The sequence below is a fragment of the Chromohalobacter beijerinckii genome, from assembly GCF_023061185.1.
GTDB lineage: Bacteria > Pseudomonadota > Gammaproteobacteria > Pseudomonadales > Halomonadaceae > Chromohalobacter > Chromohalobacter beijerinckii.
In genome coordinates this window covers 382,727-402,203 of sequence record NZ_JAKGAK010000001.1, presented here as the reverse complement: position 1 = coordinate 402,203, position 19,477 = coordinate 382,727, and the positions used below count along the sequence as shown (strand labels likewise).

Sequence of the window (19,477 nt, the reverse complement as noted above, 5' to 3'; positions counted from 1 at the left end):
CGATATCGGGGCCGTGGCGATGGCCACGCGCCGAGAGCATACCGCTCGGGAGGAGAGACACCATGGCAAGTCAGGAAATGGAAGAGCTTGTTCAGCGCGAATATACCCAAGGGTTCGTGACTGACATCGAAAGCGATACCGTACCGCCGGGGCTGGATGAAAACACCATCGCCTTCATCTCGAACAAGAAAGGCGAGCCCGAGTGGATGCTGGAATGGCGCCTGGAGGCTTATCGCCAATGGTTGACGATGACTACGCCTTCCTGGGCGCATCTCGACTATCCGCCTATCGATTATCAAGCGATCTCCTATTACAGCGCGCCCAAAAAGCAGGAAGATAAGCCGCAGAGCCTCGACGAGGTCGATCCCAAGCTCCTGGAAACCTATGAGAAGTTGGGGATTCCGCTGCACGAGCGCGCGGCGCTGGCCGGGGTCGCGGTGGATGCGGTGTTCGACTCCGTCTCCGTGACGACCACCTTCAAGGAGAAGCTGGCAGAAGCGGGTGTCATCTTTTGCTCGATTTCCGAGGCGATTCGCGAGTATCCGGAGTTGGTGCGCCAGTACCTGGGTAGCGTCGTGCCTCAGGGCGATAACTACTTTGCCGCGCTCAACTCGGCGGTGTTCACTGACGGTTCCTTCGTCTATGTGCCCGAAGGTGTCGAGTGCCCCATGGAGCTGTCCACTTATTTCCGCATCAATGCGGCGAATACCGGCCAGTTCGAACGTACGCTGATCGTCTGCGACAAGCGCGCCCAAGTGTCCTACCTGGAAGGCTGCACCGCGCCGCAGCGTGACGAGAACCAACTGCATGCGGCGGTGGTCGAGCTGGTGGCGCTGGAAGATGCCAACATCAAGTACTCGACGGTCCAGAACTGGTACCCCGGTGACGAGGACGGCAAGGGCGGTATCTACAACTTCGTCACCAAGCGCGGCGATTGCCGGGGCGATCGCTCCAAGATCAGTTGGACGCAGGTCGAGACCGGTTCGGCGATCACCTGGAAGTATCCGTCCTGCATGCTGCGCGGCAAGGACAGTGTCGGCGAGTTTTATTCCGTGGCGGTGACCAACGGTCGCCAGCAGGCCGATACCGGCACCAAGATGATTCATATCGGCGAAGGAACGCGCTCCACCATCATCTCCAAGGGGATCGCCGCCGGCCGCAGCGATCAGGCGTATCGTGGCCTGGTCAAGGTCGGTCCACGGGCCAAGAACGCGCGCAACTTCACGCAGTGCGATTCGCTGTTGATCGGTGACCGCTGTGGCGCGCATACCTTCCCGTATCAGGAAATCGGCAATAGCTCGGCGACCGTGGAGCACGAGGCGACCACCTCGAAGATCGGCGAGGATCAGCTGTTCTACTGCCAGTCACGCGGCATTTCCGAAGAAGACGCCGTCAACATGATCGTCAACGGCTTCTGCAAGGACGTCTTCCAGGAGCTGCCGATGGAATTCGCGGTGGAAGCCGAGGCGCTTCTCAATGTGACGCTGGAAGGGGCAGTCGGGTAACGCACCCGAGATGCCGTCAGGCGCACAGCCAAGGTCTCAATCCATGTATCGAAGTCGCCGGGCGACTCGAACGCAAGCAAGGTATCAAGATGCTCGAAGTCAAAGATCTGCATGTCACGGTGGAAGGCTCGGAAATCCTCAAGGGGCTTAACTTGACCGTCAATCCCGGCGAGGTTCATGCCTTGATGGGCCCCAACGGGGCGGGCAAGTCGACGCTCTCGGCGGTGATTGCGGGTAAAGACGGTTACGAGGTAACCAGCGGGGAAATACTGTTCGAAGGCAAGAACCTGCTGGAAATGGAAATCGAAGAGCGCGCGCTGGCCGGTATCCTGCTGGGGTTCCAGTACCCCGTGGAAATTCCGGGCGTGAAGAACATCTACCTGCTCAAGGCGGCGCTCAACGCTCAGCGAGTCGCGCGTGGTGAAGAGGAAATTCCGGCGCCGGAATTCATGAAGCTGGTACGCGAGCAGCTGAGTTTCATGAAGATGGACGGCAGTTTCTTGCAGCGTGCGGTCAACGAGGGGTTCTCGGGCGGTGAGAAGAAGCGCAACGAGATCCTGCAGATGCTGGTGTTGCAGCCCAAGCTGGCGATGCTCGATGAGATCGACTCAGGGCTTGATATCGACGCCATGAAGGTGGTCGCCGAGGGCATCAACTCGCTACGCAATGCCGATCGCGCGATTCTCATGGTGACGCACTATCAGCGTCTACTTGAGCACATCGTGCCGGATCGTGTTCATGTTCTGGTCGACGGTCGTATCGTCAAGTCCGGCGATAAGGAGCTTGCCAACGAGCTCGAAGCTCGTGGGTATGAATGGGTGCTGGAGGAGTCTGCGGCATGAGTGCAGCACACGCTTTTCTACAGCGGCTCGGCGAACGAGCCGATGACGAGCCGACTTGGGTAGCGGCACGCCGCCAGGCCGGCGCGGCACGCTTCGAAGCTTTAGGGTTTCCCACCAAGCGTGACGAGGCCTGGAAGTATACCGACGTGCGTCGCATCGCCGAAGGCGAATTCACGCTAGCCGATGACGCCGAACTCGATGAGGCACGTTTCGCAGCACTCGGCATGCCGCTGGACGCGCATCGCCTGGTATTCGTCGATGGTGTGTTCTCGGCAGACTTGTCCGATCTGACGGATCTGCCTGACGGCGTTTCCGTCGAGCCGTTGACCACGGCAATGCGTACTAACCACGAGGCTATCGGTGGCGCCATTGGACGTCTCGCAGGGGTCGATTTCTCGCCGTTCACCGCGCTCAACGTGGCGCTTTCCGAGGAAGGCGCAGTCGTGCGTATCGGTCAGGGCGTCGTGGTCGAAAAGCCGATCTATGTGGTTTTCGCCTCGCGTGCCAATGAATCGGCACGGATGAGTCATCCGCGCGTGTTGGTGATGGCCGGCGCGCGTAGCCAGTCCACGGTGATCGAGCATTACGCCGGCGAAGCGGGCGCGGCCAACTTCACCAACGTGGTCAGCGAAGTCATGCTCGAACGCGGCGCCATCGTCGATCACTACAAGCTTCAGGAAGCCTCTAGTGAGGACCTGCACGTGGCGAGCATCCATGTCGAGCAGGGCCGCGATTCACGTTTTACGTCGTTCAACTTGAACTTGGGCGGCGCGCTGGTGCGCACCGACTTGGTCACGGATCTCAACGCGCAAGGCGCGGAGACCAATTACAATGGCTTGTTCTTCGTCCAGGGCCGTCAGCACGTCGACAATCACACCTTGGTCAACCATAACGCGCCGAACACCTTCTCCAACGAGAACTACAAGGGCATTCTCAATGATCGTGCCCGGGGCGTGTTCAACGGCAAGGTGATAGTCAAGCGCGATAGCCAGCAGATCGAGGCGTATCAGAACAACGCCAACCTGCTGTTGTCCGACCGCGCCGAGATCGATACCAAACCGGAGTTGGAAATCTACGCCGACGACGTCAAGTGCTCGCACGGCGCGACGACCGGTCAGCTCGACGAGGAAGCCGTCTTCGCATTGCGCACGCGCGGCATTGACGAGCAAATGGCGCGCGGTCTCTTGACGTTGGCGTTCGCTGGCGAGGTGATGGACCAGGTGCGTCTGCCGGTCATTACCGAGCGTGTCGAGCGTGCCGTGGCGGGGAAATTGCCTGAGCGCTTCAATCTCGCGGATCTGGTTGAGGTTTCCGACGCGCTTGAGGAGGCTTGAGCCCATGAATGCCTTTGCCGAGACGATGCTTGATGTGGCGCGTGTGCGTAGCGACTTCCCGATCCTCGAACGTGAAGTTCACGGCAAGCCGTTGATCTATTTGGACAACGCGGCGACCAGCCAGACGCCGTCGGCGGTCATCGACACGCTGGACGATTACTATCGGCGCTATAACGCCAACATCCATCGTGGGTTGCATACCCTGGCCGACGAGGCCACGGCGGCTTACGAGGGCACGCGCGAGAAGGTGCGTGCTTGGCTGGGGGCGGCGTCGCATCGCGAGATCGTCTTCACGCGCGGCACCACCGAGGCGATCAATCTAGTCGCCAATAGCTGGGGTCGAGCTAATCTGCGCCCGGGTGACGAGATCATCGTCTCGTTGATGGAGCATCATTCGAATATCGTACCTTGGCAGATGCTGGCCGAGGCGCTGGACGTCACGCTCAAGGTGATTCCGGTCGATGAGCGCGGCGTGCTCGATCAAGCGGCTTACCGGGACATGCTGGGGGAGCGCACGCGTTTAGTGTGCGTCAATCACGTCTCGAATGCGCTGGGCACCGTCAATCCGGTGACGGAAATGGCGCGCGCGGCGCATGAGCATGGTGCGCTGATCCTGGTCGACGGTGCCCAGGCGGTGCCGCATCAACGCGTCGATGTCCAGGCGCTGGACGTCGACTTCTATGCGTTCTCGGGCCACAAGGCTTATGGCCCCACCGGCGTGGGCGTTCTCTATGGCCGCGAGGCCTTGCTCGAGGCGATGCCGCCTTGGCAGGGCGGTGGCGAGATGATCAGCCGCGTGTCTTTCGAGAAGGGCACGGTTTACAGCGAGATTCCGCACAAGTTCGAGGCTGGCACTCCGGCCATCGCGGAAGTGATCGCCCTGGGGGCGGCACTCGACTGGATAGCGGATACCGGCATCGACCTGATGGCGGCGTGGGAGCATCACCTGCTCGAGCGTGCCACCGACAAGTTGCAGGCGGTCGATGGCCTGCGCATGATCGGCACGGCGCCTGACAAGGTGAGCGTGCTATCGTTCGTGGTCGACGGCGCGCATTCCCAAGATATCGGCCTGCTGATCGATCAGCTTGGCGTGGCGATTCGTACCGGGCATCATTGTGCCCAACCGATGCTTGCTAGCATGGGACTCGATGCGACGTGTCGCGCCTCTCTGGCCGCGTACAACACGCCGGAAGAGGTCGATGCATTCGTCGAGGCCTTACAGAAAGTCATCGCCATGGTGCGCTAACGGAGACGGCATGGATCAACTGCAAAGCCTCTACAAGGGGCAAGAAATGCCCTTGCAGCGCGATGTCGAGGCGATTTCGATTCCCTTCGGCAAGAGCGTGACCTTGACCGAGGATAGTATCGTCTCGGTGATGCAGGCCAAGGGTGGAACGGTCAGTGTCGGCTTCGAGGGACGCATGTTCCTGATCGAGGGACACGACCTCGATGCCCTGGGGCTCGAAGCAGTGTCGCGTGCGTCCCTGCCCGAGGGAGCCAGCGACGAGCAACTCGAGGCCTTCATTTGGGCGCAACTGCGGACTTGTTTCGACCCGGAGATTCCGGTCAATATCGTCGATCTGGGTCTGGTCTATGGATGCCGTATCGAGCATCTTCTAAGTGGCGAGACCATGGTCACCATCCGCATGACGTTAACCGCGCCAGGCTGCGGCATGGGTGAGGTGATCGCCGAAGATGCCCGGCGCAAGCTTCAGGGCGCTGCGCAAGTGTCCAAGGTGCATGTCGAGATCGTTTTCGACCCGCCCTGGAGCCGTGAGATGATGACGGAGGAGGCGAGGCTGGAACTGGGCATGTTCTAGGACGAGGTCTTAGTCGCTCTCTTTCTCATGGTGGGGCGTGGCTGACGCCCCTTATTCGTTGGAGATCTGCATGCCGCGAGAAAACGGTCGCCGGGGGCTGATCCGGTGGGGATGGCGACTGCTCAAGTGGTGTCTTGTCGGCGTGATCTTCATGTTCGCCGTGGTGGTAGCGCTCAATGTCTGGGTGTTCGCCAAGACGGCTGGCCGTATTCATCACGATGCGCTCGTGTGCGATGCCGAGCCGGTCGGACTGGTCTTCGGGACCGCCGAAGGACTTCGTGGCGGCGGCCACAATCCCTATTTCGCCGCGCGCATGGAAGCCGCAGCGCAACTGCTGCGCCTGGGACGTGTCCAGCACCTTTTACTGTCCGGTGACAATCGCACGCGCTACTACAATGAGCCCGTTTCGATGTGGCGCTCATTGCGTGCGCGTAACGTCGATAGTGACGATATGACGCTCGACTATGCCGGTTTCAGCACCTTCGATAGTGTCGTGCGGGCGCGTCGTGTCTTCGGGGCCGAGCACGTGCTGATGATCTCGCAGGCGTGGCACTTGCCGCGTGCTCTGTTCATCGCCGATGCGGTCGGTTTGAAGGCGGAAGGGTGCGCTGTGCCAGACGGTCGGGTTGGAGGCGAGTGGCAGCTTTGGCTACGCGAATGGTTGGCACGTGCAGCGACCGTCGGTGATATCTACCTGTGGGGCAGGGTACCTTACTTTCTCGGGCCGCCTGAAACGTTGCCTATTCGCAAGAAGGAGGAGTGACGGTGCCCGAGGTTGGCATCAGCGCTTGTGCTGTGCATTGAGTTCGCGGATCAACGCTCGGCAATTCTTCCAGCAGCGCTCCAGTGCCGGCTCTACGGCATCCGGGAGAGGATGGGTGAATGCCGTGCCCATCGCCTGCATCAACACGCGCTCTTGCTCGAGTAGCTCGCCTAGCAACACCTGGCTGTCGTTGCCCACGAAACTCTTGATACGACTCCATAGCCAGAGGTAGTCATCGCGCTCCACGTCGGCATCGCGCGGCAGAATATCGAGATGTTCCTTGGCCAGTTTCTGCAGCTCGCGCATGGCCTGGCCGCGCTCTTCATAATGCGGCTTCAGACGATCGCGCAGCGCGGGACGCAGGCGCTCGAAATTGTCCTGGAAATAATCGAGACTGTCGGCCAGCGCTTCCAGCACGCTGTCCATCGCCACTTGGCGATTATCGAGAAACATGGGCGGTCACCTCCTCCGGTGACGCAAATTGTGCGGGTGGAAACAGCGTTTTGCTACCCCGGCGGCAAGAAAATTTCCCCGTGTGGCACGGCACACGGGGGATGCCCCACTCAGCCCTTGGGTTTGGGAGGTGCTTTGCGAGGGGTGACACCATTTTTCGCAATGTAATCGATGATCTGCCCGGCAATGTCCTTGCCTGTGGCGGTTTCGATGCCTTGCAAGCCCGGCGAGGAATTGACCTCCATGATCACGGGGCCGTGGTTGGAGCGTAGTAGATCCACACCGGCGACGCGCAGGCCCATTGCCTTGGCGGCGCGGATAGCCGTGGAACGCTCTTCCGGGGTAATGCGTATGACGCTGGCGGTACCGCCACGGTGGAGGTTGGAACGAAACTCACCTTCAAGCGCCTGACGCTTCATGGCGGCGACCACCTTGTCGCCGATCACCAGGCAGCGCACATCGGCGCCTTTGGCTTCTTTGATGTATTCCTGGACCATGATGTTGGCTTTCATGCCCATGAAGGCCTGGATGACCGATTCGGCGGCCTGGTTGGTTTCCGCCAGAACCACGCCGATGCCCTGGGTGCCCTCGAGAAGTTTGATGACCAGTGGCGCGCCTTTGACCATGGTGATCAGGTCTGGAATATCGTCCGGTGAATGGGCGAACCCGGTAACCGGTAGCCCTAGCCCTTTGCGTGATAGCAATTGCAGAGAGCGCAGCTTGTCGCGCGAGCGTGTGATCGACACCGAGTCGTTGAGCACATAGGTACTCATCATCTCGAACTGGCGCAATACGGCGCAGCCATAGAAGGTGACGGAGGCGCCGATGCGCGGCACGATAGCGTCGAACGGCTCGATTTCCTCGCCTTTGTAGTGAATCGACGGCCGGTGTGAGGCGATGTTCATGTAGCAGCGCAGCGTATCGACCACCCGGGCGGTGTGCCCGCGCGCTTCGGCAGCCTCGATCAGACGCCGCGTCGAGTACAGTCTGCGATTGCGTGAAAGAATGCCGATGTGCATGGTCGTCTCCACTCGATAGCGATGCCGGCGGGATCAGGGCTCGCCGTGCAGAAAGGCCGCGCCGGGCGCGACCAGAAGGCGGCGCAGCGCGCGCCGTCCAAGCAGCATGGGGTGGCGCATGCTACGCCGGTCAGTCAATGTCAGTTCGATAGGATAGTCGAGTCCCCCGAGTTGCATGTGCGTTCGGATGACGTGGCGCCATTGCTCGAACCCGTTGGAACTCCTGACTTTGCGGCGGTCGTACAGGGGGAGTTCTAGCGTATGCGATGGGGCGTCGGGACCGCCGCTGCGCGTAATGCAACGCACCCAAAGATGCCCTTGCCGCTCGAACGTCTCGATATCTTCGGCATGCAGCGCCGAGGTGCGCGCTCCCGTGTCGATTTTAGCGCACAGCGTCAGGCCCAACTCCGGCAGAGTGACCATTTCGCGCCGGCCGATGACGGCCTTGGCTTGATAGGGCAGTGCTTTCATGCATCAACGATCCAGTTCGGCCAAGTGTAGACCGATAGGAGAGTCGGCACTCGCTTGGCGCAGCGTCATTAATACCGGTAGGCGCAAGCGTGGCACAAGCGCTAGGTCACGTACCAGTGCGGTAAAGTTAGCTTGTGGCGTTTCCGCTAGTCGTGTGAGGAATCGCGGCAAGCGTTGCTCATCCTCGAGATGCATCCAGCCGCGCGCGGCCATGGCGGCGAGCAAATCGGGCCCGCAGGCCGCTGGATCATCGAGTAGCGTATCGTACCAGGCACCGACCCGGGAATCGCGGCTGCAGCCCAGGGCGCGAATTACCGCGCATACGGTTTCGAGGTCCCCTGAGCGCGCCGCTTGTTCGGCGCGTTCGCGAAGCGGCTCCACGCATGCCGAAGCCAAGTCACGATGCTCCATACAGTAGCAAAGCGGTCGCAGGACCTCGACCGGTAGTACGGGGATGCGTTCGGCTAGGCGAGTTTCTTCCCCACTTTCGAGACGGGCCACGAGGTCGGCAATTCCCTGCAGGCCGAGCATTTGCCAGTCGACGCTGGTGTCGGCATCGATCAGGTAGGCGTAGACCAGTGCATGGTGTTTGCTGGCTGGCTGGGCAAAGTCGCGGGCGGCCTGGGCATGCAACACGGCTTGTTGCGTGAGCTCAGGGGTAAAGACCAGGGGGTTGTCGCGCATCAAGTTGTCGATGTGCGGTGCGTCGTCGCGTCCGACGCTTTCCACCGTGCGGCCCAGGGTCTCGACCAAGCGTTCGAGGAAGGCGTCACGGGGTCCGGGGACCAGCATGCCTTGCTCATCTAGGGGCAAGGCCAAGAACCAGATCAAGGGCTCGCTTGCGGCATCGCTGCCTAGGCGGAATGCGCATGCCAGGCGCGCTTGGCCGTTCCAGGGCAAGGGCCAGGGGGTGGCGCCGGCTTCGAACTCGGTGAGCCGTGAGAATTCGAAAGGCGCGATGCGACGCCCCATGTCGAAAAGGCGTACTTCCGCACCGGTACGTTGGAAAAATTCACTGAGGGTGGTGATCGACTGCATGCTGCCTCCGGGATCGAGGCCGGCACTGTAGCGCTCAAGGATGGCGCTGACCAGTCCTAGATTGGTCAAAAAATAAACGCTTGCTGCCAAGCGGCGTCATCCAAGGTCAAACGAAGGTTGTCCCACTTTTATCCACAATCCCGTCCCAATGAACTGTGGGTAAACGACATCTTGGGGAGAAACCATCGGCGAGGTGGTCAATCGCCTAGGGTGAACGCGATAATGGAGTTGTATTTAACCCTTTCTAGGAGGCGAGATGACGGCTCATGACGACTTGATGAAGGCATTGGAAAACTTGGTCGCGACATTACGCAGTGTCGATATGTGGCGGGTGGAAGAACCAACCGCAGCGGCTTTTGCCAGCCAGCAGCCATTTTGCGTCGATACCATGGTGATGCCGCAGTGGCTGCGCTATGTCTTCGTGGCGCGGCTCGAAACGTTGGTCGAGACCGAGTCACCGTTGCCGGCGTCATGCGATGTGGCGCCCGCCGTGGATACTTGGCTGAAAGACGCCTCGCCCAGCGTACGTCGCGTGGTTACTGAAGCCGTGGCCGAGGTAGACCGGGTGGTTACCGAGGCGTGAGATGCATGGCCAGATACGAAAACGCCGGGCGAGAGCCCGGCGTTTTATCAACGTACTGACGTGTTCTTTTTAGAAGCGCGCGGTGACACCAGCACCGACGGTGACCGGGTCGAGGTCGATATCTCTTCCACCGCTGATATCGGCGCTGACATCGGTGTACTGCGCGAAAGCGTTAAAGCCGAAGTTTCGCGTGACGTTCAGGTCGACACCAAGCTGGCCAGTTGCGCCCCAGGAGTGGTCGACGCTACCGACACCGCTTTCGTCAGAGAAGGTGGTGTAGTTGACGCCAAGGCCTGCATAGGGCTGAACACGAGAGTCGATGCCGCCAAGCGGATAGTACTGAGCCATTAGGTTGATCGGAACCTGCTTGAAGGTACCGCCTTCAGCGTGAACCTTGGTCTTAGTCATTGAGCTCAACTCAACGCCAACCTTGTCATGGAACATGTAGCCCAAGCCTAGATATGCACCGGTGTCGTCGTCAGCGTAGCCGGTATCAAGGTCGGTTTTTGCAATGCCGAGGTGGCCATAGAAATCACCGGCATCGTTAGCCAACGCAGCCTGGGCACCGAAAGCACACGTGCCGGCAATGGCGAGGGCAGAAAAAAGTTTAATCTTAGTCATGGGGTACTCCTTAGGTTACAGCGCCGTATCGAACGGCGTTTCCGTATCAACGCTTGCAGTATAGGAAACAGTGTTTTTAAAGTCCAGAATAATTTTCAAACACTGTTTTCTCTGTTTGGAGAGAGTCTGATCCACCATGATGGGTGAGTTCGGCATCATACGGGTGCCGTGCCCTCGAAATGATTGGATTCGCCAAGAGGGTGGAAAACCTCTTAACTGCCAAGTGAGCCCATCGCAAAAGGAGAGCGTTGATGCGGTGGGGATGGCGACATTGAGTCTGTGGTTGGTCGTGGCGAGCTAAAAGCGGAGGAAAAGATGGAACTATCATCATCGTCGGCGAGCGAGGGAGTACAGGAAGAAGGCACCGGTGCTGGTTGGCTGTTGTCCATCGTGGTGCCTGTCATGAACGAAGAAGCCGCCATCGCGGGGTTTCTGCAAGCGATCCGTGACGCCCTTGAGGGCCATATTGCGCGCTGGGAAGTGCTCTTTATCGATGATGGGTCGCAGGATGCGACCCTGGCCAGCTTGCGTCACGCGCATGAGCGAGACGCCCGCGTGCGCTACCTCTCGTTGACCCGTAACTTCGGCAAGGAGGCGGCGCTATCGGCGGGGCTCGCGCATGCCCGTGGTGATGCCATCGTGCCCATGGATGTCGATCTCCAGGATCCGCCAGAGGTGATCCTCGAGTTCGTGCGTCGGTGGCGTGAGGAAGGTTATGACATGGTCTATGGCGTGCGTGGTACCCGTGACGAGGACACTCATACCAAACGTGCCACCGCCGGCTTGTTCTATCGCTTCTTCAACCGCATGGCGGAGACGCCGATTCCACGTAACGCGGGGGATTTCCGACTCATGGATCGGTGCGTGGTCGACGCTATCAACCGCTTGCCGGAACGCAGTCGGTTCATGAAGGGGCTATTCTCCTGGCCGGGGTATCGCACCACTGGGGTTTACTATGCACGTCCTTCCCGCGAGACGGGGCAGAGTAAGTTCAACTACTGGAAACTGTGGAACTTCGCACTGGACGGCGTGGTGAGCTTTTCCACCTGGCCGTTGCGGATCTGGTCCTACTTCGGTGCGGTGATTGCCTTGATCGCTTTCTTGTACATCGTGTTGCTGGTGGGGCGTGTGGTGCTATTTGGCAGCGACGTGCCCGGCTATGCGTCGCTGATGACGGCGATCCTGTTTTTCGGCGGCATGCAATTGTTGTCGATCGGCGTGCTGGGGGAATACGTGGGGCGGCTCTTCATCGAGGCCAAGCATCGGCCGCTCTATCTAGTCGCCGAAGATAGCGAGACGCCACGAGCGTCGCGCGGTCGAGGTAACGGCTAACCATGAGTCGGCTCGTGGGAGAGGCTGGCACTGCTGCGCGCTTCGGGCTCGTCGGGGGCATCGCCACGGGGGTACATTTGCTGGTGGCGGGCGTGCTGATCGGACTCTGGCCGGAAGTGTCCGAGTTCGTGGCGAATCTCGTGGCATTTTTGGCGGCTTTCCAGGTGTCATTGATCGGGCATCGGCGCGTTACCTTTCGCCGGCGTGGCCGGGCAAGGCGTTTCTTCTTGGTGGCGGCGTTGGGCTTCGCTCTGAACAACGGGGTGTTGGCCGCCTTGTTGGCCGTGACCCCACTAAGCGGCTTTGTTGCCGTGGCGATCGCGACATTGATGGTGCCGGTGCTCACTTACCTGGCGTCGCGCTTCTGGGCCTTTGGTGCACCACCGTGACCGACCATCGAAAAGGGCTCCCGCAGGAGCCCTTTCACTAATCGGCGTGCGCTATGCGCGCTCTTTTAGCGAGAGATTTGCTTATATTCCCCGGCATCCTTAGTCACATTGCTCACTACCAGGATGGCAATGAAGGAGGCGATGAAGCCAGGAATGATCTCGTATACACCGGAACCTCCCATGAACGATGCGTTCCAGCCCAGTGAGATCCAGATCATGACGGTGACGGCCCCCACGACCATACCTGCGATGGCGCCAGCGCCGTTCGTGCGTGACCACATCAGCGACAGGATGATCAATGGGCCGAATGCCGCACCGAAGCCTGCCCAGGCGTTGCTGACCAGCCCCAGGACCTGAGAGTTCGGGTCAGATGCAATGAAGGCGGCCACCAAGCCAACCAATACGACACTAACGCGACCTATCGTGACGGTCTCCTTTTCCGTTGCCTGCTTACGCAGGAACAGGCGATAGAAGTCCTCGGTCAGCGATGAAGATGCCACCAGAAGCTGGCTGGACACGGTGCTCATGATCGCCGCAAGCAGTGCCGCATAGAGGAAACCGGTGATCAGCGGATGGAACAGCAGGTCCGCCAGGATGATGAAGATCGTTTCCGGATCCTCGACCTCCATACCATTGCGGATTGCATAGGCTCGGCCGAATATCCCCAGAGAGACCGCACCGATCAGGGAAATGAGCATCCAGCTCATACCGATGTTACGGGCGATAGGCACATCCTTCAGAGACCGAATGGCCATGAAGCGCACGATGATGTGCAGTTGTCCGAAATAACCCAGTCCCCAGGCCACTGCAGACAGCCAACCGATGAAGGTCAATCCATCCGTCCACGATAGCAGTGTGGGATCGACCTCATTCAGAGTCTGCGAGGCTTGGGTGAAACCGCCGCCACCTTCACCGAAGATCACGACCGCTGGCATGATGATCAGCGCCAGCATCATGATGCAGCCTTGCACGAAGTCCGTCATGCTCACGGCCAAAAAGCCGCCGACAACCGTATAGACAAGCACCACACCCAGAGTGATGACGACGCCCGCCGCGTAATCGCTCAGACCACCGATGTTGATGACGCCGGAAAACACGCTTTCAAACAGCTTGCCGCCTGCCACCAGGCCTGATGCCGTGTAAACCGCGAAGAAGACGACGATGACGATGGCGGATACCGTCCTCAACGACATTGCTCGAGTCGGGAATCGGTTTGCCAGGAACGCGGGGATGGTTATCGCATTGCCATAATGAACCGTCTGTTCACGAAGGCGTGGTGCCACCAAAACCCAGTTGAAGAATGCCCCTACGAAAAGGCCGATACCGATCCAGGCCGAGCCCAAGCCAGAGACGAACATCGCTCCGGGTAATCCCAGCAGCAACCAGCCGCTCATGCCCGAAGCGCCGGCCGACAAGGCCGCCACTTTGGGGCTGAGGGTTCGGCCGCCCAACATGTAATCTTCAGACGTGGACGTGGATTTGCGCATGGCATAAAGGCCAATGCCAATCATGAGCGCAAAGTAAGCAAAAAGGCTGATCCAAACACCAATAGCCATAAAAACGTCTCCTGTTCTTAATTATCTTAGTTATTAGGCCGGATGCAGTCCGGCAGGTTGTTGGTACGCATGCGAGCCAGAACGCTGATGGCGAGCATCATGAACAGGCAGAGCGCGGAGGTGAAGCCGGTAGTGGCGTTGTCTTGACCATGAGGGGGTTCCCTTCAGTTGTTGTTTGAGGACGAGTGAAGATCACTCGTCTCCCAGTGCGAGTAGAGACGCGTTGCCGCCCAAGGCGGCGGTATTGATGGTGCGAGTCTTCTCCGTGGCGAACCGCTGCAGATAATGCGGCCCGCCCGCTTTGGGGCCAGTGCCTGACAGACCCTGGCCACCGAAAGGCTGTACGCCCACGACGGCTCCAATGATATTACGATTGACGTACACATTGCCCACTCGAATTTTCCGCGCTATGTCAGCGGCGAAGGACTCGTTGCGGCTGTGAATGCCGAACGTCAGGCCATACCCCTTGGCATTGATGGTATCGATGACATGGTCGATCTCCGCGCTACGATACCGAGCTATGTGTAATATCGGCCCGAATTGCTCGCTCTCCAGTGCATCGATGCCTTCGATCTCGAACGCGGTCGGCGCAATGAAGTGGCCGTGCGCCGTGGTGTCGGCATCGGGTGTCGCCTCGGCCACCAGACGGCCTTCTTCCTTGAGGCGCAGAATGTAATCGCTGAGCTGACGATGAGCATCCTCGTCGATGACCGGGCCGACATCGGTACCCAAGTCACGCGGATCGCCGATGTGCAGCTCCGCCATGGCGCCCTTGAGTAGCTCGATAACGTGGTCGGCGACATCTTCCTGGATGTAGAGCACGCGCAAGGCGCTACAGCGCTGGCCGGCGCTCTGGAACGCCGAGGCCACCACGTCGGCGACGACTTGCTCGGGGAGCGCGGTGGAGTCGACGATCATGGCATTCATGCCACCGGTTTCGGCGATCAAGGTCGGCAAGGCGGCACCTTCGCGATCGGCGAGGGAGCGGTTGATGAGTTGCGCGGTATCGGTGCCACCGGTAAAGACCACGCCGGTGATGCGAGCGTCCCCAGTCAACACGCTACCCACGGTAGGGCCATCGCCGGGCAGCAATTGCACCACGTCGCGCGGCATGCCGGCTTCATGCAGCAATTCCACGACGCGATGGGCGATTAGCGAGGTCTGCTCGGCCGGCTTGGCGAGCACCGGATTGCCAGCGACAGCGGCGGCGACCATCTGGCCGCAGAAAATCGCGACGGGGAAATTCCACGGGCTGATGGCGGCGAATACGCCCTTGCCGGACAGGATCAGTTCGTTGGACTCGCCGGTCGGGCCGGGTAGGGGGATCGGCGCGTCGAACATCTCGCGGGCACGCATCGCATAGTAGCGGCAGAAGTCCACCGCTTCGCGGATCTCGTCGACGCCATCGGTGAGCAATTTGCCGCCTTCGCGGGAACATAGCGTCATCAGTTCGGCGAGGTGTTCTTCCATCAAGTCGGCGAAGCGCTCGAGGATCTGCGCACGCTCCTCGACTGGCGTATCGCACCAGCGTGGGAAGGCCGCCCAGGCGGCATCCACGGCGCGTTGGGCCTGCTCGCTCGTGGTCCACTGCACGCTGCCCACGCGCTGGCGGGTGTCGTAAGGGCTGAGCACGTCGTGACGCTGTGCGGCATCGTCTTCCACGTCGAAGGCCAGCAGTGGTTTGACGTGATGTTCGCTATCCATGAATGTCGCCATGGTGTCGATCAGCGGTTGGTATTGGCTGTTGATGTTCAAGTTGACGCCCTTGGAGTTCTTGCGTTTTTCCCCATAGATATCGCGTGGCAGCGGAATCCGTGGATTGGCATAAGTGTCGTATTGCGACAAGGTCTCTACCGGGTGCTCGCAGAGGCTTTCCACGGGCACGCGAGGATCGACCAACTGGTGCACGAAAGACGAATTGGCGCCGTTTTCCAGCAAACGCCGCACGAGGTAGGGCAGTAGATCCTTGTGCGCGCCTACCGGGGCGTAGATACGGCAATAAGTGCCCTGTGGCGCGCGTTTGAGCGCGGCTTCGTAGAGCGCTTCGCCCATGCCATGCAGGCGTTGGAACTCGAAATGACGATCCCCCGTATTGGCGAGCTCCAGTATGGTACTGATGGTGTGGGCGTTGTGCGTCGCGAACTGCGGGAAGATGCGCCCTCGGGTATTTTCGGAGAGCAGGAAATGCACGCAGGCTAGATAGGTGACGTCGGTGCATGCCTTGCGGGTGAAGACTGGGTAACCGTCGAGCCCTTGCTGTTGGGCTTCTTTGATTTCGGTGTCCCAGTAGGCGCCCTTGACCAGTCGCAGTGGGATCTCGTCGCCACACTGATCGGCGAGACGGTTGATGTAGTGCAAAACCGGCAAGACACGTTTGGAGTAGGCCTGCACCACCAGCCCGAAGTGCCCCCAGCCTCGGCAGGTATCGCTTTCGAACACGTCGCGGAAGACTTCCAGCGACAATTCCAGGCGGTCGGCTTCTTCGGCATCGATGGTGATGGCGACGTTGTTCTCGCGGGCTAGCGAGGCAAGCTGGCGAACGCTGTCGGTGAGTTCTTCTAGGATCTGGCGGCGGCGTCCGAATTCGTAACGCGGATGCAGGGCCGATAGCTTGATCGACACCGACGGTGCTGGCGTCTTGGCGTCCAACTTGCGGCTGGTAGCACCGACGCGTTTGATGGCCTGGGCATAGTCATCGAAATAACGACCGGCGTCGGGCCGCGTGCGCGCCGCTTCGCCGAGCATGTCGTACGAGTAGGTATAGCCCTTGTCAAACAGCGGCTGAGAGCGTTTCAGGGCCTCGTCGATGGTCCGTCCCAGCACGAACTGCTTACCCATGATCTTCATCGCTTGATACATGGCGCGGCGAATCACCGGCTCGCCCATGCGGTTGACCATTTTGTTGATGAAGGTGGCGGGCTTGCCTTCGCGGGGGTGGTCGAGCTGCAAGACGCGGCCGGTCATCAGCAGCCCCCAGGTGGACGCATTGACGAACCATGATTCACTCTGGCCCACATGCGCCTTCCAATCAGCGGGCCCCAGTTTATCTTCGATCAGGGCGTCCGCGGTGGCCTTGTCGGGAATGCGCAGCATGGCCTCGGCCAGGCACATCAACATCAAGCCTTCATGAGTATCGAGGCTGTATTCCTGCAGCAACTCGTCGATGGAGTCGACCGCCGTATCCATCTCGCGTACATCGCGCACCAGCTCGGCGGTTTGCGTGGCAATGCGCTTGAAGTCTTGCTCTTCGCTACGCAGGAACGCGACCAGCTCGGCGACATAGGCATCTTCCTCGACGCTGTAATAATCGCTGACACGTGCGAACAGCGTGTCGAGATCGTCGTTCCAGGTAGCGGTTTCCAGCATGGTGTTGGCATTTTGCATGTCATGACCCCGTGATGATCGGCGACGCAATGATGAAGGTGGGCGTGCGGAGTCGGCGCCGGTATCGGCGTCCTGGTTATGTTGTATAGCGTCGACTTTAGAGTGGGTCAGCGTGCCCGGTCTTGCCAATTTCCCGGGTATTTGTGTCAAAAAACACGGCAGAAGAAGAGGTGGGCTTGAATTTTAGACCTTAGTCTATGATGGAGGGCGTGGTCATGAAGGAGGCGGTGGCACTTCGGCGCCATTGCGAGGGAGACTGGCCATGCTGGCGTCGAAAGGCATGCGACAGGGCGCTTTGGTTGGCGAATCCCGTGCGTGCCGCTATTTCACTGAGCGGTGCACCGACGGTTCGCAGCAAGGTGCTCGCGCGCTCGAGGCGGCGACGCAACAAGTATTGGTACGGCGTCAGCCCCGTATGGCGTCGAAAGCGCTCGCCGAAATGCGCCTCGCTCAGGCAGGCCAGGCGCGCCAGATCCTTGACCGTCACGCGCTCAGCGAGGTGAAGGTCGATGTAGCGATCGATGGTATCGAGATCCAAGGCGCGTCCGTTATCGAGCGTCGTCGGCGCGGCCAGGCGGGCATGCAGGCAGCTCAAGAAGGTCGTGGCGAGCAATTCTCCGTCGGCATGGCGCGGCTGCGACATTTCCTGTACCACGAAGTTGAGATAGTTGCGCAGGGGGTCGTCGAGCGTGAAATAGCGTGGCGCATCGAACAGGCTGGCCAGTTCGCGATGACCACCGGTCAGCGAGGGCGAATCATCCGGAAGGTCGAGGATCAGCTGGCGGTTGTCACCGATACCTTCGTAATAGTGCACATGATTGATCGGGACGATGCAGCCGGATAGGGGCGCGATGGAGCCGCCCAGCCCCTCGATCTCGAATTCGGCATGGCCGGCTAGGCCGATGACGATCTGATGAAAGGCATGGCCGTGATGTTTGACGGTGTTGTCGAGCGGCGTCAGACGAATGCTGCTGCTCATGGCGACCCTCCTGAGCTTCGCAGTGAGCTTACCATACACGCCCATAGTGCGTGAGGTGCAATTCTCAGGCCTTTAGTTCAGGCTCCCGCAGTGCCAGGCGCGCACGCAAATGGTCGCGTAGCGCCTCGAGTTCGTCACGCCCGGCGCGCGATAGTAGGCAGCCTCCTTGTGCGACTTGCCAGGGCCTACCGTGCTCTTCCATCACATGCTGCGCGCGGCGGCGAATGCTTTCGAGATAGGCATCGTGGCGAATCGGATAATCGACCAGGGTATGCCATTCGGCCACGCTGACGCGTTTGTCCAGCGTTTTGTCGAACAGCGTGAGCAGATGCTCGGGCTCGGTCCGGTAACGGGGCGTACGGCTGAGCATCAGCATCGCCACGGTGCCGACCAGGATCGACAGGCAGACGGCGAAAACCAGTAAAAAAAGTAGCATGATGCGGTGAGAGGCCGAAACGAATGCGAAGCCTTGAGTCTAGCATGCGAGCGCGCTGCGACGCAGTGACTCTCCTGGCGTTATGAACGCAAAGAAGAGATGGAGCGGGCAACGAGGCTCGACCGGGTGGCGTTCCACCGGGCTGGCGCACCAGCTCGCGACCCTAGGGCTACGTCAAATTATGCAGAAAGGATGGAGCGGGCAACGAGGCTCGAACTCGCGACCCTCAGCTTGGGAAGCTGATGCTCTACCAACTGAGCTATGCCCGCTCGACGCAGGGATGTTAATCAAGCGGGCCAGGACTTGGCAAGCCTGACCATGGCAGCGCTCGATAAAAAATGCGCGAGGCGAGGGAACTTTTGCCGGCAATACGGTCTGAGTTAATGCAAGAAACGTGATTCCAGGCAGTCGCTAGGAAATGCGTTTTGAGCTTACTGTTCTCGATTGACCGCCGTGCCTTTGCACGGCGGTTTTTTTATGGGTTGGCGTCGGCCTCAGCAGCGGTTGCGCATTACCAATAGGGCGGCGAGAACCTCGCGGCGGGTTACCAGGCCGATGACGTGTCCGTCATCGACAACGGGATATACCTTGGGGCGTTCGCCACGCATGGATTCGGCCAAGTCGACGATGCTCTTGTCGGGCGTCACCGTCAGGACCTCGTCTCGCATCAACTCGCCGACCAATGAGGGTTGGCCGCAGTGATAGGCGCTATCGAGCAACTGGCCCAACACATCCTGTTCCGAGATGAAGCCGATCAAGCGGTCTTGTGCATCGACGACGGGTGCACCGGGCAATCGGTGGCGCGCCAGGCCATCGGCGAGCGCCGAGATCGAGATGTTGGCGGTGACTCGGTAGCCATCGCCGATCATGATATCGCCGACTACGGCGGGGGATGAACGCGTCATGGCAGGTCTCCTGGGCATCGACGTGCATGACGCCCATTGACGTCATG

19 protein-coding genes and 1 tRNA gene are annotated in these 19,477 nt (G+C 60.0%); 9 read left to right on the top strand and 11 right to left on the bottom strand.

All coding sequences use genetic code 11. From position 1 onward, the window contains the following. Positions 1–62 precede the first annotated feature (62 nt). From sufB to L1075_RS01780, 6 genes are all read left to right on the top strand, one after another. Positions 63–1,505 (top strand): Fe-S cluster assembly protein SufB, encoded by a 1,443-nt coding sequence (gene sufB / locus L1075_RS01805; RefSeq protein ID WP_040244044.1) that lies wholly within the window; start codon positions 63–65, stop codon positions 1,503–1,505. Positions 1,506–1,594: 89 nt separating this feature from the next. Continuing rightward, entirely contained in the window at positions 1,595–2,347 is a 753-nt protein-coding gene (gene sufC, locus L1075_RS01800; protein WP_075369642.1) for a Fe-S cluster assembly ATPase SufC, read from the top strand. Further along, entirely contained in the window at positions 2,344–3,681 is a 1,338-nt protein-coding gene (sufD, locus tag L1075_RS01795) for a Fe-S cluster assembly protein SufD (protein ID WP_075369643.1), read from the top strand. Before sufC ends, sufD begins: the two co-directional genes overlap by 4 nt. A gap of 4 nt (positions 3,682–3,685) precedes the next feature. Continuing rightward, the gene (locus tag L1075_RS01790; RefSeq protein ID WP_246939452.1) at positions 3,686–4,927 is read left to right on the top strand and encodes a cysteine desulfurase; all 1,242 of its coding nucleotides are present in this window, start codon (positions 3,686–3,688) and stop codon (positions 4,925–4,927) included. 10 nt (positions 4,928–4,937) lie between these two features. Further along, positions 4,938–5,501 carry a putative Fe-S cluster assembly protein SufT gene (gene sufT, locus L1075_RS01785; protein WP_040244036.1) on the top strand — a complete coding sequence of 188 codons (564 nt, stop codon included), beginning with the start codon at positions 4,938–4,940 and terminating at the stop codon, positions 5,499–5,501. A gap of 70 nt (positions 5,502–5,571) precedes the next feature. Continuing rightward, positions 5,572–6,264, top strand: coding sequence for a SanA/YdcF family protein (locus L1075_RS01780; protein ID WP_246893796.1), 693 nt, complete (start codon positions 5,572–5,574; stop codon positions 6,262–6,264). 18 nt (positions 6,265–6,282) lie between these two features. On the opposite strand, the gene L1075_RS01775 is transcribed toward L1075_RS01780, so the two are convergent. The 4 genes from L1075_RS01775 to L1075_RS01760 form a co-directional block, all read right to left on the bottom strand. Continuing rightward, positions 6,283–6,717, bottom strand: a complete 435-nt coding sequence (locus L1075_RS01775; RefSeq protein WP_040244032.1) for a hypothetical protein — start codon at positions 6,715–6,717, stop codon at positions 6,283–6,285. A gap of 110 nt (positions 6,718–6,827) precedes the next feature. Continuing rightward, complete coding sequence (gene rimK, locus L1075_RS01770; protein ID WP_040244030.1) at positions 6,828–7,736, bottom strand: 30S ribosomal protein S6--L-glutamate ligase; 909 nt, start codon at positions 7,734–7,736, stop codon at positions 6,828–6,830. A 33-nt stretch (positions 7,737–7,769) separates the two neighbouring features. After that, positions 7,770–8,207: an ATP-dependent zinc protease family protein gene (locus L1075_RS01765; protein ID WP_040244028.1), complete on the bottom strand. Its 438-nt coding sequence runs from the start codon at positions 8,205–8,207 to the stop codon at positions 7,770–7,772. 3 nt (positions 8,208–8,210) lie between these two features. Beyond that, complete coding sequence (locus L1075_RS01760; protein WP_246939514.1) at positions 8,211–9,245, bottom strand: DUF3549 family protein; 1,035 nt, start codon at positions 9,243–9,245, stop codon at positions 8,211–8,213. Between the two features lie 256 nt (positions 9,246–9,501). On the opposite strand from L1075_RS01760, the gene L1075_RS01755 reads away from it, so the two are divergent. Then, positions 9,502–9,828 (top strand): YqcC family protein, encoded by a 327-nt coding sequence (locus L1075_RS01755; RefSeq protein ID WP_040244027.1) that lies wholly within the window; start codon positions 9,502–9,504, stop codon positions 9,826–9,828. Between the two features lie 69 nt (positions 9,829–9,897). Here the strand turns inward: L1075_RS01755 and L1075_RS01750 are convergent, their stop codons facing one another. Further along, complete coding sequence (locus L1075_RS01750) at positions 9,898–10,449, bottom strand: OmpW/AlkL family protein (protein ID WP_040244026.1); 552 nt, start codon at positions 10,447–10,449, stop codon at positions 9,898–9,900. Between the two features lie 315 nt (positions 10,450–10,764). On the opposite strand from L1075_RS01750, the gene L1075_RS01745 reads away from it, so the two are divergent. Both L1075_RS01745 and L1075_RS01740 read left to right on the top strand, forming a co-directional pair. Beyond that, positions 10,765–11,781, top strand: coding sequence for a glycosyltransferase family 2 protein (locus L1075_RS01745; protein ID WP_246939449.1), 1,017 nt, complete (start codon positions 10,765–10,767; stop codon positions 11,779–11,781). Positions 11,782–11,783: 2 nt separating this feature from the next. Next, positions 11,784–12,170, top strand: coding sequence for a GtrA family protein (locus L1075_RS01740; RefSeq protein ID WP_246939445.1), 387 nt, complete (start codon positions 11,784–11,786; stop codon positions 12,168–12,170). 65 nt (positions 12,171–12,235) lie between these two features. On the opposite strand, the gene putP is transcribed toward L1075_RS01740, so the two are convergent. The 6 genes from putP to L1075_RS01710 all read right to left on the bottom strand — a co-directional run bounded on the left by putP (position 12,236) and on the right by L1075_RS01710 (position 19,430). Next, the gene (gene putP / locus L1075_RS01735; RefSeq protein ID WP_246939442.1) at positions 12,236–13,726 is read right to left on the bottom strand and encodes a sodium/proline symporter PutP; all 1,491 of its coding nucleotides are present in this window, start codon (positions 13,724–13,726) and stop codon (positions 12,236–12,238) included. Positions 13,727–13,918: 192 nt separating this feature from the next. Further along, entirely contained in the window at positions 13,919–17,110 is a 3,192-nt protein-coding gene (gene putA / locus L1075_RS01730) for a bifunctional proline dehydrogenase/L-glutamate gamma-semialdehyde dehydrogenase PutA (RefSeq protein WP_246939440.1), read from the bottom strand. A 190-nt stretch (positions 17,111–17,300) separates the two neighbouring features. Continuing rightward, entirely contained in the window at positions 17,301–18,089 is a 789-nt protein-coding gene (locus tag L1075_RS01725) for an AraC family transcriptional regulator (protein WP_246939437.1), read from the bottom strand. Between the two features lie 64 nt (positions 18,090–18,153). Beyond that, entirely contained in the window at positions 18,154–18,525 is a 372-nt protein-coding gene (locus L1075_RS01720) for a hypothetical protein (protein ID WP_040244022.1), read from the bottom strand. 193 nt (positions 18,526–18,718) lie between these two features. Continuing rightward, positions 18,719–18,794: transfer RNA gene (locus L1075_RS01715), tRNA-Gly, on the bottom strand. 225 nt (positions 18,795–19,019) lie between these two features. After that, a complete protein-coding gene (locus tag L1075_RS01710) occupies positions 19,020–19,430 on the bottom strand; it encodes a CBS domain-containing protein (RefSeq protein ID WP_246893789.1) in 411 nt (136 codons plus the stop codon). Between the last annotated feature and the right edge of the window lie 47 nt (positions 19,431–19,477).